Source organism: Hirschia maritima DSM 19733 (assembly GCF_000378345.1).
Classification (GTDB): domain Bacteria; phylum Pseudomonadota; class Alphaproteobacteria; order Caulobacterales; family Hyphomonadaceae; genus Hirschia; species Hirschia maritima.
Map to the genome: position 1 here is coordinate 146,765 of NZ_KB899546.1, position 16,553 is coordinate 163,317.

Here is a 16,553-nt window from a genome sequence, read left to right on the forward strand (position 1 = left end):
ATCAAATAAAAGCCCGCCTACTTTTACAGTAGGCGGGCTTCCTAATTTAGCTTAGTGGATTATTACTGACCATCAACCAAATCAGTTACGCCATCTTTCACGGCATCCACAACTGCATTTTCTGCATCAGTTTTAGCTTCTTCAACGGCTCCATCGACAGCTTCTTCAGCTTTTTCTTGTACCGTTTCTAGGATTGAATCTGAAGCTTCAGATGCTGCTTCTGCAGTAGTTTCTTCCACTGCACCTTCAACTGCTTCTGTTACGTCTGCTTCTGCATCTGCTACAACTTCGTCTGTCGCTGCTTCAACTGCTTCTGTGACATCTGCTTCAGCGTCTGCAACAACTTCTTCAGTTGATTTTTCTACGGCTTCAGTCACGTCTGCTTCTGCATCAGCTACAACTTCGTCTGTCGCTGCTTCAACTGCTTCTGTAACTTCCGCTTCTGCATCAACAACAACTTCGTCTGTCGCTTCTTCAACCGCTTCTGTAACTTCCGCTTCTGCATCAGCTACAACTTCGTCTGTCGCTTCTTCAACCGCTTCTGTAACTTCCGCTTTTGCATCAACAACAACTTCGTCTGTCGCTGCTTCAACGGCTTCTGTGACATCTGCTTCAGCGTCTGCAACAACTTCATCTGTCGCTGCTTCAACGGCTTCTGTGACATCTGCTTCAGCGTCTGCAACAACTTCATCTGTCGCTGCTTCAACTGCTTCTGTTACGTCTGCTTCAGCGTCTGCAACAACTTCTTCAGTTGATTTTTCTACGGCTTCAGTCACGTCTGTTTCTGCATCTGCAACAACTTCATCTGTCGCTTCTTCAATTGCTTCTGTTACGTCAGCTTCAGCGTCTGCAACAACTTCGTCTGTCGCTGCTTCAACAGCTTCAGTCACGTCTGCTTCTGCATCTGCAACAACTTCTTCTGTCGCTACTTCAACGGCTTCTGTGACGTCTGCTTCTGCATCAGCTACAACTTCTTCTGTCGCTACTTCAACAGCTTCAGTCACGTCTGCTTCTGCATCTGCAACAACTTCTTCTGTCGCTACTTCAACGGCTTCTGTGACGTCTGCTTCTGCATCAGCTACAACTTCTTCTGTCGCTGCTTCAACAGCTTCTGTGACATCTGCTTCAGCGTCTGCAATAACTTCTTCTGTCGCAACTTCAACGGCTTCTGTGACGTCTGCTTCAACATCAGCTACAACTTCGTCTGTCGCCGCTTCAACGGCTTCAGTTACGTCAGCTTCTGCATCCGCTACAACTTCGTCTGTCGCCACGTCTACTTCTTCTGCTAGCACAGCATCAGCTTCATCAAGCTTTTCTAGGATGCTTGCGTTCAAATCGTCTGTTTCGTAGTTTTCATCAACTGGCTCAGCGACGATCGCTTCTGTTTCAACTACCTCTTCTACAGTCTCAACAATTGTTTGAGAGGCTTCTTCAACAGGTGTTTTTTGCAGTTCAACAACTTGTTCAACATCAGCAACTTCAACCAAAGTATCGGCTTCCGTTGATTCAACGACTTCAGTTACCTCAGCTTCAAGTTCTTCTACGATAGAAGCTTTTTCCTCAGCTTGCGTCTCAACAACTGTAGCAACAGCGTCTTCAACTTCTTCATCAGAGACCAACTGAGCAACGTCTGTTGTTACTTCTTCTGCAACTTCTTCGACTTCAACTTTTTCAGCTGGAACGACTTCTTCAACAGCTTCAGTTACACTTGCTTCTGGTACAATAGCTGCTGCTACTTGATCAGCTAATGATACTTCTTCAGTCAGTGGCTCTTTTGATACGAAAGGAAGATAGATCCATTTCTCAGCTTCACCATCTGCTGAAATCTTGGCCCAATCGTCTTTAGTTTCAAAAACCGAAATCTCCGCGCCAACACCTAACATTTCATCGAAAGTGGACGCCATTTCTGGCTGAGAAAAAACTGGAATAAATTTTGGAGTAATTGCAAAGCGCTCAACTGAAACGCTTACGGTTTCTTGTGCGGCTTCAGTTGCTTCAACTTGCTGCGCTGATGCTGGTGTGAGTGTCAGAGCGAATCCAGCAACTGACGCAAACAAAGCAGACTTCAATGTCTTCATTTTTGAAATTGTTTTCATGAATACAGGGTCCCTACGATTTAAAACGAAATGCCTATTCTCGATGAGCCAGACAGATTAATTCTGTAACTTCTTCTGACTTCCCCCAGTAACTGAACCAGAATTCGGCAAGACGTCACAAAAATTCACAAGGCCAGACTACCAACCTCTTAATGAACGTTAACTAAACGTAAATAAAATAAAATCAAGAAGTTCGCTGTGTTTATTACAGATCAATAATATCAACTCTAAGAAAGCCGAATTTTTCTAGTACTGTAGAGTAAGCAACCTTGTTTGCTCTACCGCCAGTAAGTAAAGCACGCCCATTACGAGAACTGTTGCTTGGTTTTTCTTCTTTTAGGCGTTTAATTACCTGCCGGGCAATCGCTTCACCTGAGTCTATTAACTTTTTTACATGTTTGGGACAGGCATTTTGAATTTGATGTTTAATCAAAGGAAAATGCGTACATGCCAATACGATAGTATCTATATCTTCACCATTTTCTTTCGAGAATAAAGGTGAAATAGCAGTTTCAAACTGATCAATCGAAAGAACTTCATCTCTCACATATCGTTCAGCCAATTCCACCAAGCCTGCTGTTCCGTAGCGTAACACCTTAACTTTAGAAGCAAATTCTTTTTCAAGATTATTCAGGTATTGTCTTCGCACCGTCCCTGGTGTTGCCAACACACCTACAACGCCAGTTTCGGTATGTTCGGCAGCCGGTTTAATGGCCGGAACTGTTCCAACAACCGGAATATCCACACATTCACGAACAGCATCTAGAGCCAAGGTACTGGCAGTATTGCATGCCAATACAAGCAAATCCGGTTGAGCTTCTTTCACCAACGCTGCACACAACATCGGCAGGCGTTCTTTTAGCTCTTGATCCGTTTTCAAACCATATGGAAAAAAACCAGAATCTGCAGCATAATCAATAGTTACATTTGGAGCTTGTTCTTGGATCGATTGAACGATGGAAAGCCCACCAACACCGCTATCAAAGACCAGAACTCGGCTCATTTGCTCTAATTTCCTTCTTTCGGAACTATCGCTGACACTAGCGAAGTATACATGTCTGTTCGACGATCCCTGAAGAAACCCCATGCTGCACGCATCTGATCAATATAATCAAGATCAAACCGCGCTACACGAATTCCCTCTTCTTCTCGATCCATATCTTCGATGACTTCACCAACTGCATCACATATAAAGCTTGTGCCATAAAATGACTGCCCCTGTTCACTTCCAACTCTGTTGGCCGCCGCAATCGGAATAACATTAGCCACTGCATGTCCCTGCATCACGCGTCGCCACCGAGCAGCGGTATCCATATCCGGCTCTTGAGGCTCTGAACCAATTGCAGTTGGATAAAGCAATAGATCAGCTCCCGCCAATGCCATTGCCCTAGCGCATTCAGGGAACCATTGGTCCCAGCAAATCCCAACCCCTATTCTACCTTTCTGAGTGTCCCAAACCTTGAAGCCCGTATCACCCGGTTTGAAGTAGAATTTCTCCTGATACCCAGGGCCATCAGGAATGTGAGTTTTACGATATACCCCCAACAATTCACCATCAGCATCAATCATCACGACAGAATTAAAATAATGCGGACCAGATTTTTCATATATGGAAACGGGAATGACAATTTCCAATTCTTTAGCTATTGGCGCTAAAGCGCTAACGCACGGGTGCTCATTCCAAACATAAGCTCTTGAAAACTCTTTTTCTTCTTGAGTTTTGCAAAAATAGTGGCCCTGAAACAACTCAGGGATAAGAACCACTTCAGCACCTTGCTTTGCAGCCTGCTCAATATGCTTGATCACTGTGTTGATATTTTCATTTATATCATTACTAAAAGCGCTCTGTATAATCCCAACTGTTAGAATACGGGTCATGCTAAATTCTCAAGCCTTAAAGTCACTAACACTCTATGCGGGTTGCTGTTGAGTGATGCAGTGAAACGAACCACCGCCTGTTAAAATATAATTCGACGGTAAGCCGATTACACGTCTATCAACAAATATGCCCTTCAATATGGCAATAGCTTCATTTGCTGCTTTTTCGCTATTGTTTCCATATGTTGGAACTACAACACTGCCATTTCCGATTATAAAATTCATGTGGCTCGCTGGAGCTATATCCCCAGCCAAATCACGATACACCCCCGGTGATGGAATACGCGTAACGCGCAATTTTTTTCCGCAAGCGTCCATTTGAGATGCTAGTACAGAATAAATTTCGTCAAGCACATCTGCATTTGGGTCATCTTCCCCATATGGCGACTGGCAGACGACATGAGATGGCCCCACAAAACGAGCAACATTGTCAACATGACCATCTGTATGGTCATTGAGCAATCCACCATCCAACCAAATAACTTTCTTAGCACCCAAAGCACTAGCCAATGCTTGTTCTGCGTCAGCTTCAGATTTCCAGTGCATATTTCGGTTAGGATTTAATAAGCATTCTCGAGTGGTCAAAAATGTACCCTGCCCATCTCCATCAATAGCGCCGCCTTCAAGAATAAAATCATGTGCTTTGTGAATTGCGTCGGCGTGCCAGCTTATAGCTTTGCCGACTTTATCATCATGTTCATATATGTATTTCTCGCCCCAGCCATTGGTTTGAAATACAGCCGCAACTTCAGCAGATTGGAAGATAGGCCCAGTGTCTCTCAGCCAAATATCTCCATATTGTTGAGAGATAATTTCAGCTATATCTCCCACTATGTCTTGAGCACTCGTTTTCGCTTCATCATTCTTGACCAGTAGCTTAACTTTATCGCCCTGCCGTCCGTCGACACTTTGGGATAATGCACTAATCATATTGGCAACTTCTTCACGCGCAAATTTTGGGTCTGGTGCCCAAAGATCCATGCCTGTTGGCCAGGCGGTCCAGATGGCCTTGTGCTCTTCCCACTCCGCTGGTGGAATTAAAGCCTTATTGTCAATCACCGCCATGGTGAGAAATTCCTGATATTGCCAGCTACTAAATAAACATTCAGCGCGGTTATATCTGCTTTAATCCAATCGTCGTCAACGCAAATCCTCAACAAAGAAAAAGGGCGGCACTTCAATGCACCGCCCTCTCTCAATTTAGATATCTAAGCTAGACTTAGAATTCGTAACGAAGACCTACACGTACTTCGTACTGAGAAGCACTACCGTTTCTGGAAGGACGGATGTCATCTTCAGGCTCCAGATTAGAGTGTTCATACAAAACACCCCATTCATCGTTCAACAAGTTTGTAAAGTTGTCGATTGTTACGAACGCTTTAGTGCGGTGAGCAGACATGATACCAGGAAGCTCTTGCTCGATGCGCAAGTCAACTTTACCCCACCAACCACTTTCGAATTCGTTACGTTCAGCACCAGGACGTAGAGTGTTGTCTACGAAATCTAGGTAAGGTGTGAAACCGAATGGGTTGATTGTACCGTTGAATGTCGCTGAGTAAGGAGTTCCAGATCTCATGAAACCAAAAGCAGATAATGTTGTTGCATAGTCAGCGATAAATTCTTTTTCATAGCTAACCAAACCAGTCCAACGGTGTCTTGTGTTCCAGTCAGAAGTAGAAAGAACTTCAGCTTGTGGGTCAAAGAACGCACGGAATACGTAGTTTGAGAAACCAACAGAGCTATTCATTGGAGATACGTCTTTAGCGTCGTTGAACGCGTATCCGATCTGCCAGTTCAATCCATTGTCGTAATCTTTCGCAACGTTGAAAGAGATAGACAGTGCTTCATTTGCTACATCGCTAGTGTTTGTAAGAACAAAAGAAGGCTCACGTACTGAAGAGAATTCTGGATATCCTTCCTCTGTTGTACCAGTTTGTTCTAGATCACCGCGCAACCAGATAGCAGAGTTTTCACCCTGTGACCAAATAAGGTCTGCATCGATTGCGTATTCACCGCCAAGGAAGCTCATGAAGCCAGGTACTGATAGGTCTGGCATCCATTGAGCACCAATGTTGAATTTCCATTCTGAAGGAATTTCAAAATCTGGGTCTAGGTAGTTAATCTCGAAGTTTGAACCTTCACCTGTTGCAATTGAGTCAACGAGGACCTGAGGAATACACCAACCTGGCCCTTCAGGAACACCTTCTTCACACAATGCATAAGTTTGTGCTGCAAGATCCAAATCTCTAATGTTGTCACCAAATTGAACAACATTGTTGTTTGAATATGTGTTTGACAACCATACATTCGGGTCACCACCGGAGTAACGACCAACACCAGCACGTACTGTCAAGTTATCTTTAGGTTCCCAAGTAATCGCAACACGCGGTTGAACTAGGCTAGCACCATCAAGGTTTTGACCGTTTGAGAAACCATAAGTGTCAAGGAAATCTGGGTTTGTTGGCGCAGCATCATCTGTTTGCCAGAAGTCATAACGCAGACCGTAAGTTACTGCCAATGTTGGAGTTGCTTGGAATTCATCCTGAACATAAAGAGTGTTTACAGCGTATCCCCAATCAGCCGCCGCATCTACCGGGTTCTGAGATGGTGCGTTGTTGTAGTATGTGCGACCAATTTGGTTGCGGAAAGCATCGATGCTGTCGAAACGAATTTCTGTTTCAGTGTGCTGAACAAAAAGGTTGAAAATGTCGTACTGTTCACGCTCATAACCAAAAGTCATGTTGTGGCGACCAACATTATAGAAACCTTTAAGTGCCAGGTTCAGAATGTCGTAGTTTAACTTGTTTGATTGACGTGAGTCGTCTCCACCCAAATAAACATCTACATCACCTAGACCATCGCGATCTTCTAGTTGAACACGGAACTCACCAAAGTCTGTTCCACCAATTGATACTTGTCTGTTGTCAAGCTCAACTTTACCCAAACGAATTTCTGTTGAGAAGCTGTCTGTCCAATCAGAATACAAGAAACCAACTAATTGGTTCAATTCTGCACCACGCTCGTATAGGTGATTTGAGAATTCCAATTCGTTGTTGTCACCATCTGACTGAGCAATGTTGAACCCATCATTATAGATGTATGTCAGAGCTGCACGGTGGTTATTGGAGATATTCCAGTCCAATTTAGCGAAGATTTTTTCGTCTTCTTCATCCATACTTGATGGAATAACGCCTGGATTATACTGATATACTGTATTTGCGATGTCGATAATTTCGTCAAGCTCAGCTTGCGTCACGTCAACTTCATTGATTGCACCTGAACCAATTACGCCACGTTCGAAGATTTCAACGCCTTCTAGTTTTTCATAGCCTACAGAGAAGAACAATTTGTCTTTTACAATAGGACCGCTAACTTGAACACCGTAGCGCTTTTCATCAAAGTCAGGAACTTCGATGTTGTCGCCTTCAAGTGAGTCACCTTTTAGAGCTTCATTTGTGTAGTCAAAGAAAACAGAACCGTGGAATTCGTTACCACCTGATTTTGTTACAGCGTTGATGTTACAAGCTGTGAAACCACCATATTGTACGTCAAATGGAGCAAGCTCAACAGCCACCTGCTCGATAGCGTCGAAGGGGAATGGTTGGCGCTCTGTCGGGTAACCGTTTGAGTTCAAACCAAAACCATCATTCATGCGCACACCATCAAGTGTGAACGAGTTGAAGCGTGGGTTTTTACCGCCACACTGGATTGGGTCGATACCAGAACGTCCTTCGTTTACATACACACGAGGGTCAATACGAAGAACGTCACCAATGTTACGGTTGATTGTTGGAGCAGATTCCAACGTATCAATGTTAAATACAGTGCTTGGGCCTGTTGCAACTTGAGCAAGTGGGGCAGCTGAAGCAGTGATTACTACCGTTTCCAAGGTACGAGTTTCATCAGTTTCCAAAACAAATGGAAGATCTGTAGTTTTACCCAAACCAAGAGCGAGGTCAGACACTGAAGACGCACGATATCCGTCCGCGGCTACAGCAACAGTGTAAAGACCACTGATTGATAGACCACGAACGTTAAAAGTACCATTTGAATTTGTTGACGCTGTACGTGCGACACCAGTACTAGTGTTCGTCACTGTTACGGCTGCACCAGAAACAGCAGCGCCATTTGCGTCAACGACTGAACCACGAACAGAAGACGTCGTTACCTGAGCTTCAGCTTGCTGCACGATTGCTGTAGAGATAGCAGCAACTGCCACACCACCTACAAGGCTTTTCCAATTGGTCATCGATAAATATCCCCTTAGACCTAGACGATGACGCATGCCAGAGTGGGAGGTGCACGCGCCGTGAATATGGTCCGCTTACACGCCGTACATGACAGTTAAGTGACAAGAGGTATTCACAAAAAATTTCAATAATACATGGCACATTTTTGCAACATTCACCTCAAAGTAGAAAAGATTTTTTTGTTTTAAAAAACGGCCTCAGAACCATCTCAACTTATTGATAAATATGTGTTTATTATAAATAGTTATCACTCTTAACCATCTGTGTAATGAGAAATTTATTTCGTGAAAACCCGAAACAAACAAATGTTTCCCCTACGTCAATTTTCGCTTTGTTTCATATGCATTTGCTATTTTGACATTTAGCAGCTTTAAACAGTCTGTAGCGCTTTTTGCTTCAAAACCTAAACAAAACACCTGTGGTTCAAATGCCTGACTTAATCCGCCGAAATCCCCTAACTTTCGCCGCACTTCTTATTGGAAGTCTCGTGTTATTCAGGTTGATCGCGGTTATTGCATCTCCTCTGAATATAGGACCTGATGAGGCTCAATATTGGCGCTGGTCTAGAGAATTAGATTGGGGGTATTACTCAAAACCGCCTCTAATTGCCTGGATGATTTCGCTAACCACGAATATTTTTGGCCATTCTGAATGGGGAATTCGTTTTTATGCCCCTATCGGACATGGGTTTGTTGCGTTTTTCCTATTCCTACTGGGTAAAAAAGCTTTTGATATTCGCACTGGAAGCTGGGCTGCATTGATCTACATGATGATGCCTGCCGTTTGGTTATCATCCAATATCATCTCTACTGACGGCCTACTTCTTCCGTGCTGGACAGCCGCTATTACGCTTCTCTGGTATCAACGTGATAATGCCACCTGGCTGAAAGCAGCACTGATGGGAATAGCGATTGGTTTTGCTTTTATGGCCAAATACGCAGCCATATACATTCTCGTTGGTATTATGCTGACAATGTTGATTGATTGGCCGACACGCCGGGCGATGCTGTCTTTTAAAGGCCTTGCTACAATCCTGGCGGCTGCGATTGTGATGACGCCAAATATTCTTTGGAATATCAACAATGACCTAGCTACTCTTTCTCACACAGCGGACAATGCAAATTGGGAAAACTCATCATTTAACCTCAGTAATTTGATTAAGTTTTTTCAAGATCAAATGGGTGTATTTGGACCAATATCATTCCTGATTTTATTACTTGGCCTATTATTCATTCTACCCAAAACCGATAATGAAAGTGTCAAAAAGGATCGCTGGTTTCTTTGCTTTGTATTGCCAGCCCTTATTATCATAGCAGGACAAGCATTTGTATCACGAGCTCACGCGAATTGGGCCGCAAGTGCCTACCCTGCAGCCTCCGTATTAGTCGCTGCGTGGGTGCTAAGAGCAAATTGGACTAAACTAATGAAAGTGGGTCTCGCATTTAATGCCTCGATTGGCCTGCTTATGACAGCAATGGCTATTTCTCCAAGTTTTGCCGATAAAATAGGTACATCAAACTCCATCAAACGCGCACGCGGATGGGAAGCATCTGTTGAAGAAATTCAAAAAGCTGCCAGCGCAATCGAAGCTCAAGGTATCGTATTTGACGAACGTGAATTCTGGCATGGGATGGATTATTATGGGGAGGAATTAGATGCTCCTCCTCCCCATTATTTATGGCAACGGCACAATACGCCTCATGCTTTCGCAGAGTCTTTTGCACCAATACCAAAGAATAATGATGATATTTTCCTCATTGCTTCTTTGCGTCCGAACTTTATAGCGCGCATGCGAGAGGATTTTGAAACCTTGGAAGCTGTCGGGCGAATAGACATTCCCATTGGCGGGAAGCACAAGAGACACTTCTGTCTCTACAAAGCAACAAAATACTCACCTGTCGATCGCACTAGAGACTATGAAATTCGCATGAGGGATCTAAACGAGCAATGCCCGTTTGAAGAAAACCCTATTTCAATCAAGTGATCTAACGCACTGATCTCTATCAATTACTTTGCTGATAGTTCTTTCTTCCAAACCTGTTTCACGCGTTTATCGCGGCCACAGGAAGTGCGGTAATATTTATACCGGATAGGATTCTTCTGATAATAATCCTGATGATAGTTTTCAGCCGGCCAAAATGTTGAAGCACTCAAAATAGGAGTCACAATTGGGTCATCCAATACTTCTGACTTAGTAACTTCTTTTTTTGATGTTTCCGCAATATCGCGTTCTTCTTCATTGTTCACGAAAATTGCGGTTCGATAACTATCTCCCCTATCACAAAATTGGCCACCTCCATCCGTTGGATCTACATGCCGCCAATAATAAGTAATCAGTTCATCAAAGCTGACTTGAAGAGGATCATACTCAATACGTACGACTTCATAATGGCCCGTATTCTCTTTTGAAACCTGTTTATACGTGGGGTTGTCTAGGTGCCCGCCCGAATAACCGGATGTAGTCGAAACAACGCCTTCAACTTTATCGAAATCAGATTCAACACACCAAAAACATCCCCCTGCTAGAATGACAGATTTCGTCTCAACACTCTTCGCAGTTTCAGAGACATCACCCTCAAGAATAGGTGATTTAACTGCATTAGATTGCGAGCAAGCGACTAGAAAAAAAGAAGCAGCGAGAACGGTTGAAAATTTGAAATATGACATACGGTCAATATGGCTCATTCATAAAAAAGCACAATCATCTTCTAATGAACTCACGCGTATTTGATTTTGAGTGAGTTTCTACTCAGCTGCTCTCACATCATCCTCAGGGCGCGCCAATATCTGATCCTGAACTTCGCGATTTTCACGTTGGATCAAACCGCTATCACTGGCCACCACCCCTAATTTTGTGCGCAAACGCGACCAATTACGGTCTCTCCATCTTCCCATTTTTTCTGGAGCAGCCAACCAAACAGGTGTAACTATCAAAGTTACAATTGTAGAGAAACCAAGACCAAATACGACAGCTGTCGACAATGGAACCCACCACTCAGATGCAGCGCCTCCCTTAGTGATGGAGCCATCCGCGAAATTGATGTTCATCTGGACAACCATCGGCAATAACCCACAAATAGTTGTTCCAGTCGTTAGAAGAATCGGACGCATTCTCTGTGCAGCAGTCATAACCGCCGCTTCATGTGCAGTCCGTCCATCCTTAATCAAACGCTGAAACGTATCAATGAGAACAATATTATTGTTCACAACAATTCCAGCGAGTGCGACAACTCCGGTCCCAGTCATAATCATTGAAATGTAACTGGAAGCCAACTGAAGGCCGATCAGCACTCCAATAGTGGACAAAATAACTGCTGAGAGCGTCAACATCACGTGATAGAAGTTATTGAATTCCCACAATAGAATAACACCCATCAAAAAGAGTGCACCCATGGCAGCCGCCTGGAAGAAAGCGGCCGCATCAGCTGATTCCTCATCAGCACCTTCAAATTGAATTTTAACGTTGGGATCAAAGTTTTGTTCCGCAACCCAATCTTTAAGTTCAGCGTTCATTTGCGCACCCTGCCCAGCTTCAACTGCATTTGCGCGCATTGTAAAAATTCTCAACCCATCACGTCGATCGATACGAGTTCGTTCAGGTGCAGGTACACGATCAACAAATGTCGATATAGGCGTTGGCCCATCTGGTGTTGAAACAGTTAAGTTATCTATCGCTTCAACAGATCTATATTCAGCGGGAAAACGAACCCGAATATCAATTTCATCAATTGCATCATCCGGTCTAAAGCGACCAGCCAACGCTCCATTAGTCACTAGCTGAACAACACCACCAACTTGATTGATATCCACACCAAATTTCGCAGCACGTTCGCGATCAATATCCAAATGCCATTCAGTTCCCGGCAATGGACGTGTATCTTCAATATCAGCGAGACCTTCAGTTGAATCGAGTTTCTCGCGAATTATTGTTGCGGTTTTTAAAAGTGCTTCACCATCAGAGGACAGGACTGATATCTGAACATCTTTACCGACTGGTGGTCCTTCTTCAAACGCAGCGATTTCGATGTGTGCACCAACAAAGCCTCGGAAAGCTTCCCGAATTTCAGCTTCTACTTTCCGTCCGTCTACACCAGGAGTGTTCGAATCCAAATCAACCAACATTCGCCCGACTGTATCGACAGGGATTGATCCGGTTCCGCTTCCAAATCCTCCTTGGGATGCAGCTGGTCCGGTTACTGTTGTGACAGACAAGATACCTTCAATTGGCATCACAACAGCTTCAGCGCGTTTTGTGATTTCGAATTCTTCTTGTCCAGAAAGATTACCCTGAGCACCTACATAAATGTATAATTTCTCTGGCTCCGCATCCAAAAAGAAGTGCACATTGTGCTTCGTGGAGCTAAACCAAAACATTACGGCAAAACAAGTAACTACTAAACCACCCGTTACCAATAAAGGCTGATTACAAAACCTCGATATCATTCGCGCGTAAAAGCCAACAAAACCACTGGCTTTTTCAGGATTACCGCCTTCACCTGAAACATCCTTTAAAGAAGAGTCTGCATCCTTGCTGCGTCCACCAACGACCCCTCCTAATACAGGCAAAAATATCAACGCCATGAATAAGGATGACGTCAAAACAAAGATCAAAGTAATTGGCAGGTAAGACATAAACTTACCCGGCATAGAATTCCAAAACAGGAATGGCAAAAATGCCGCCAAAGTTGTCGCATTGGAAGCGATGATCGGCCAGAACATGCGTTTTCCAGCTGTTGCAAATGCTTCGACTTTATCCAATCCCTCTGCCATTTTGCGGTCAGCATATTCAACAACAACAATTGCACCATCGACCAGAATACCAACTGCAATCACAAGCGCGAACAATACCATCATATTGATGGTGTACCCAGCAAAACCCAAAAACAGAAAACCCATAAGGAAACTGGCAGGAATCGATATTCCGACCAAAATTGCTGGCCTTAAGCCCAACGCCCCCACAACAATAATCATCACCAAAATAACGGCAGTCATGATAGATGATTGTAACGTCGAGATTTGGTCACCAATTTCCGCAGACTCATCTGCAGTCAATTCAACATTCAGTGTATCAGGCCATGAGGGCTCTAATGCAGCTATTGTTTCGCGAACACTTGCAACCGTTTCCAGAATATTAGCACCAGAACGTTTTACGACTTGGACCGACAACGCTGCCTGCCCATTAAAACGAGCAAATTCATCGCGGTCTTTAAATGTACGACGAACTTCAGCTACGTCTTTAATCGTAACAACACGATCGCCTACACGTTTTACAGCAATATCAAAAGCATCTTGCGGCGTCTCTATCAGTCCGGGCACTTTAATTGAAAAGCGTCCCTCGCCCATATCAATACTGCCCGCTGGGATCAGATTGTTGTTCGCCTGAATGGTCGCAAAAATCGCGGCAGCAGATAAATTGTAAGTTTCCAACTTTACTGGATCAACTTGCACCTCAAGAACTTCTTCCCGAGCACCTTCGATATTTGCCTCTAGCACTCCAGGAATTGCTTCTAAATTATCTTGCAAATTCCGAGCAATGGTAAACAAACCTCGCTCAGGAACATCGCCGTACAAATTGACCACAACAACAGGGAAAAGCGCCGTATTCAGCTCTGTAATAACTGGCTCGCGAGTTTCCTGCGGAAATTCGCGCTTGGCCATATCAACTTTCTCACGAACATCAACAAGTGCTTGATCAATATCAGCGTCAATTTCAAATTCAATGATAACTAGACCTGCACCTTCTTGAGCAACAGAGTCTATTTGTTTAATTCCCTCGATAGAACGAACTTCTGTTTCCGTCGGGCGGATCAACAAACGTTCAGAATCCTCAGGAGAAATACCTTCAAGAGGAATTGTAACCAGTACAAATGGTACTTGAATTTCAGGGGCCGCCTCTTTGGGCAGATTATCATATACAATTATTCCAGCAATAATCGCACACACTAATATCGACAGCACCATTCGTGCGCGAGAGACAGCTCCGTCGATTAATGCGTGCATTATGAATTATCCCCTTCAAAGAAGGCTTCAACTCTCAAGCCTTGCTGAACATAATCCTGTCCTTGAACGATCACATTGGCTTCTTGAGGTAGACCGCTGACCCACACACCCGTTTGGTCGCTATCCACAATTTCAACCATAGCTAAATGCACAAATGAATTTGGACCAACATATCTGACACCTGGTCTGCCTTCATCAGAATAGACAATCAGTGCAGGTGAAATGTGATGTGCCAACCCTTCACCGATCTGAATTCGCACATCAGCAGATTGCCCGGCTGGTAAAGACATATTGGGATTGTCCAGCGCTATTTCGACTCGATAGGTGCCTGTAGCAACATCTGCAGAAGACGCAACATAGCTAACAGTGCCTTCAACATTATCTCCAGCCCTCTGTCCTAATAAAGCAGATGCTGACGCGCCAGCCTGTAAGATACCCGCATATTTTTCGGACACATCCACCGCGACAACCAATGGATCAAGATCAAGCATTAAACCACAGACACCGCCAGGCGCTAAAAAATCACCAACTTCGGCTTCACGTTTTTCAAATACACCAGCAAAAGGAGCGCGAATGTTCGTTTTAGACAATTCGACTTCGGCGCTTTCAACGGCAGCTGCAGCTGCGTCAAGCGCTGCTTTAGCTGCTGCTTCTTGGTTTTCGGGCTTCCACCCTTTCTCAACTAATTCTTTGGTCGCGTTGTAATCTAGTTTTGCTGAAGCAAAACGCGCTTTAACTTCATCAAGGTTTGCTTGCCTCGCATCTACATCCAATCCACATAGAACGGCATTTAACTTAACTAACCCACCTTCGACTGCGTTTGCTCGTGACACAACACCAGTGGTTTCAGACCGCACAAGAACGCTTCTATCGGGCTCCGACCGCCCTTTAAGGCTCAAATATACTGGGTGCAATCGAGCCGCAGAGCTGCGCACCAATACACGGACATCTTCTTTATTATTCCGTCTCTCAGGAACTGGCTTTTCCAACGTGGGGACCGCATTTGCTCTGCCCTCTGGAATGTTCGTCTGATTATCATTTCCTGAACGAAATAATGCACTTCCCACGAAATAAAGGACAAAAACCGCAAAAATTCCTGCGGCGATTTTCATTGACCGCGACATACACGGTTTCCTTTCAAAATAATAAGCCAGCGTTTTGCAGGTCTTTTTTCTACCTATTACCTGCAAATAGTGTCCTTGACACGCAATTCCTATAGTTAACAGACAATCTGTCGCAAACTATACCTCACTTATATTTATCAATACCATCGGATCCACATTAATTTTACACAATGATTAGAAGTTTTTGTTATCATTTAGGCGCGACAAAACGGCCAGAATACGATGTTTACAATTCGCTAAACAGACTGTTTAGTTGAATCTTGGCCATAAAACACTTAGCTCCACACTGACCGGTTTTGCGTAAGCTCAATCGAATGGACTCAATTTTGTAAAACTCGACAGGCAATCAGGTTTAAGGACGAAAAAGATCATGGATGCACCTGCAACCAAACCAGCTAAATCAGCGACTGGGCCAACAGAAGAAACTGTATTGGACGTAAAGCACTACACTGATCGTTTGTTTTCTTTTAAACTAACTCGTCCGGCATCATTCCGTTTCCGCTCCGGTGAATTCGTGATGATTGGTTTATACAAAGACAATGGTAAACCGCTATTGCGTGCCTATTCGATTGCATCACCGAGCTGGGATGAGGAATTAGAATTTTATTCCATTAAAGTTCCTGATGGCCCCCTGACATCTCGCCTTCAAAAAATTGTTCCCGGCGATAAGGTTCTTCTTGGGCGCAAACCCACAGGCACACTCGTTCATGATGCACTCGTACCGGGTAAGCGTCTATATTGTTTCTCGACCGGAACCGGCTTTGCTCCATTTGCAAGCGTTGTTCGCGATCCAGAAACTTATGAGAAATTTGACCAAGTCATCGTTACGCACACATGTCGCGATGTAGCAGAACTTGAGTACAGCAAAAAAATTGTAGACGAGACTCTCAATCATGAATTCCTTGGCGAAGTCGCTCAGGGTAAATTGGTGCACTACGCCTCAGTCACAAGAGAAGAATATCCAACCAAAGGCCGTATCACTGATTTAATTAGTTCTGGAAAATTGTTCACTGATCTGGATGTTCCGCCGCTCAACGCCGAAACAGATCGCGTCATGATTTGTGGTTCGATGGAAATGATCAATGATACCAAACAATTATGTATAGAAGCTGGTTTAGAAGAAGGTTCTAATGCTACGCCATCTCATTTTGTTATCGAGAAAGCATTTGCTGGATAATACAAAGAGCATTCAATTACCCTATTGA

At 44.0% G+C, this 16,553-nt stretch carries 10 protein-coding genes; 2 read left to right on the forward strand and 8 right to left on the reverse strand.

Going from position 1 to position 16,553, the window contains the following annotated elements; genetic code table 11:
* Positions 1 to 62: 62 nt before the first annotated feature.
* From F551_RS17150 to F551_RS0108995, 5 genes are all read right to left on the reverse strand, one after another.
* A complete protein-coding gene (locus F551_RS17150; protein ID WP_018997167.1) occupies positions 63 to 2,096 on the reverse strand; it encodes a ring-infected erythrocyte surface antigen domain-containing protein in 2,034 nt (677 codons plus the stop codon).
* A 205-nt stretch (positions 2,097 to 2,301) separates the two neighbouring features.
* Entirely contained in the window at positions 2,302 to 3,099 is a 798-nt protein-coding gene (murI, locus tag F551_RS0108980; RefSeq protein ID WP_018997168.1) for a glutamate racemase, read from the reverse strand.
* 5 nt (positions 3,100 to 3,104) lie between these two features.
* Positions 3,105 to 3,974 carry an N-carbamoylputrescine amidase gene (aguB, locus tag F551_RS0108985; RefSeq protein WP_018997169.1) on the reverse strand — a complete coding sequence of 290 codons (870 nt, stop codon included), beginning with the start codon at positions 3,972 to 3,974 and terminating at the stop codon, positions 3,105 to 3,107.
* 33 nt (positions 3,975 to 4,007) lie between these two features.
* Positions 4,008 to 5,039: an agmatine deiminase family protein gene (locus F551_RS0108990; RefSeq protein WP_018997170.1), complete on the reverse strand. Its 1,032-nt coding sequence runs from the start codon at positions 5,037 to 5,039 to the stop codon at positions 4,008 to 4,010.
* 154 nt (positions 5,040 to 5,193) lie between these two features.
* Positions 5,194 to 8,223, reverse strand: coding sequence for a TonB-dependent receptor (locus F551_RS0108995; protein ID WP_018997171.1), 3,030 nt, complete (start codon positions 8,221 to 8,223; stop codon positions 5,194 to 5,196).
* Positions 8,224 to 8,651: 428 nt separating this feature from the next.
* On the opposite strand from F551_RS0108995, the gene F551_RS0109000 reads away from it, so the two are divergent.
* Positions 8,652 to 10,208: an ArnT family glycosyltransferase gene (locus F551_RS0109000; protein ID WP_018997172.1), complete on the forward strand. Its 1,557-nt coding sequence runs from the start codon at positions 8,652 to 8,654 to the stop codon at positions 10,206 to 10,208.
* A 23-nt stretch (positions 10,209 to 10,231) separates the two neighbouring features.
* Here F551_RS0109000 and msrA read toward each other — a convergent pair whose 3' ends face one another.
* The 3 genes from msrA to F551_RS0109015 are packed head-to-tail and all read right to left on the reverse strand — an operon-like array spanning position 10,232 to position 15,348.
* Complete coding sequence (msrA, locus tag F551_RS0109005; protein WP_018997173.1) at positions 10,232 to 10,909, reverse strand: peptide-methionine (S)-S-oxide reductase MsrA; 678 nt, start codon at positions 10,907 to 10,909, stop codon at positions 10,232 to 10,234.
* Positions 10,910 to 10,969: 60 nt separating this feature from the next.
* Entirely contained in the window at positions 10,970 to 14,224 is a 3,255-nt protein-coding gene (locus F551_RS0109010) for an efflux RND transporter permease subunit (RefSeq protein WP_018997174.1), read from the reverse strand.
* Positions 14,224 to 15,348, reverse strand: a complete 1,125-nt coding sequence (locus tag F551_RS0109015; protein WP_026296747.1) for an efflux RND transporter periplasmic adaptor subunit — start codon at positions 15,346 to 15,348, stop codon at positions 14,224 to 14,226. The genes F551_RS0109010 and F551_RS0109015 overlap by 1 nt, the downstream gene beginning before the upstream one ends.
* Before the next feature lie 370 nt (positions 15,349 to 15,718).
* Here F551_RS0109015 and F551_RS0109020 point away from each other — a divergent pair, with 370 nt between their 5' ends.
* A complete protein-coding gene (locus F551_RS0109020) occupies positions 15,719 to 16,525 on the forward strand; it encodes a ferredoxin--NADP reductase (protein ID WP_018997176.1) in 807 nt (268 codons plus the stop codon).
* The last annotated feature ends 28 nt before the right edge of the window (positions 16,526 to 16,553 follow it).

What these genes read in the sequence shown, in the direction of transcription:
- F551_RS17150 (WP_018997167.1), bottom strand. Translation starts at nt 2,096, where the DNA reads ATGAAAACAATTTCAAAAATGAAGACATTGAAGTCTGCTTTGTTTGCG.
- murI (WP_018997168.1), bottom strand. Translation starts at nt 3,099, where the DNA reads ATGAGCCGAGTTCTGGTCTTTGATAGCGGTGTTGGTGGGCTTTCCATC.
- aguB (WP_018997169.1), bottom strand. Translation starts at nt 3,974, where the DNA reads ATGACCCGTATTCTAACAGTTGGGATTATACAGAGCGCTTTTAGTAAT.
- F551_RS0108990 (WP_018997170.1), bottom strand. Translation starts at nt 5,039, where the DNA reads ATGGCGGTGATTGACAATAAGGCTTTAATTCCACCAGCGGAGTGGGAA.
- F551_RS0108995 (WP_018997171.1), bottom strand. Translation starts at nt 8,223, where the DNA reads ATGACCAATTGGAAAAGCCTTGTAGGTGGTGTGGCAGTTGCTGCTATC.
- F551_RS0109000 (WP_018997172.1), top strand. Translation starts at nt 8,652, where the DNA reads ATGCCTGACTTAATCCGCCGAAATCCCCTAACTTTCGCCGCACTTCTT.
- msrA (WP_018997173.1), bottom strand. Translation starts at nt 10,909, where the DNA reads ATGAGCCATATTGACCGTATGTCATATTTCAAATTTTCAACCGTTCTC.
- F551_RS0109010 (WP_018997174.1), bottom strand. Translation starts at nt 14,224, where the DNA reads ATGCACGCATTAATCGACGGAGCTGTCTCTCGCGCACGAATGGTGCTG.
- F551_RS0109015 (WP_026296747.1), bottom strand. Translation starts at nt 15,348, where the DNA reads ATGTCGCGGTCAATGAAAATCGCCGCAGGAATTTTTGCGGTTTTTGTC.
- F551_RS0109020 (WP_018997176.1), top strand. Translation starts at nt 15,719, where the DNA reads ATGGATGCACCTGCAACCAAACCAGCTAAATCAGCGACTGGGCCAACA.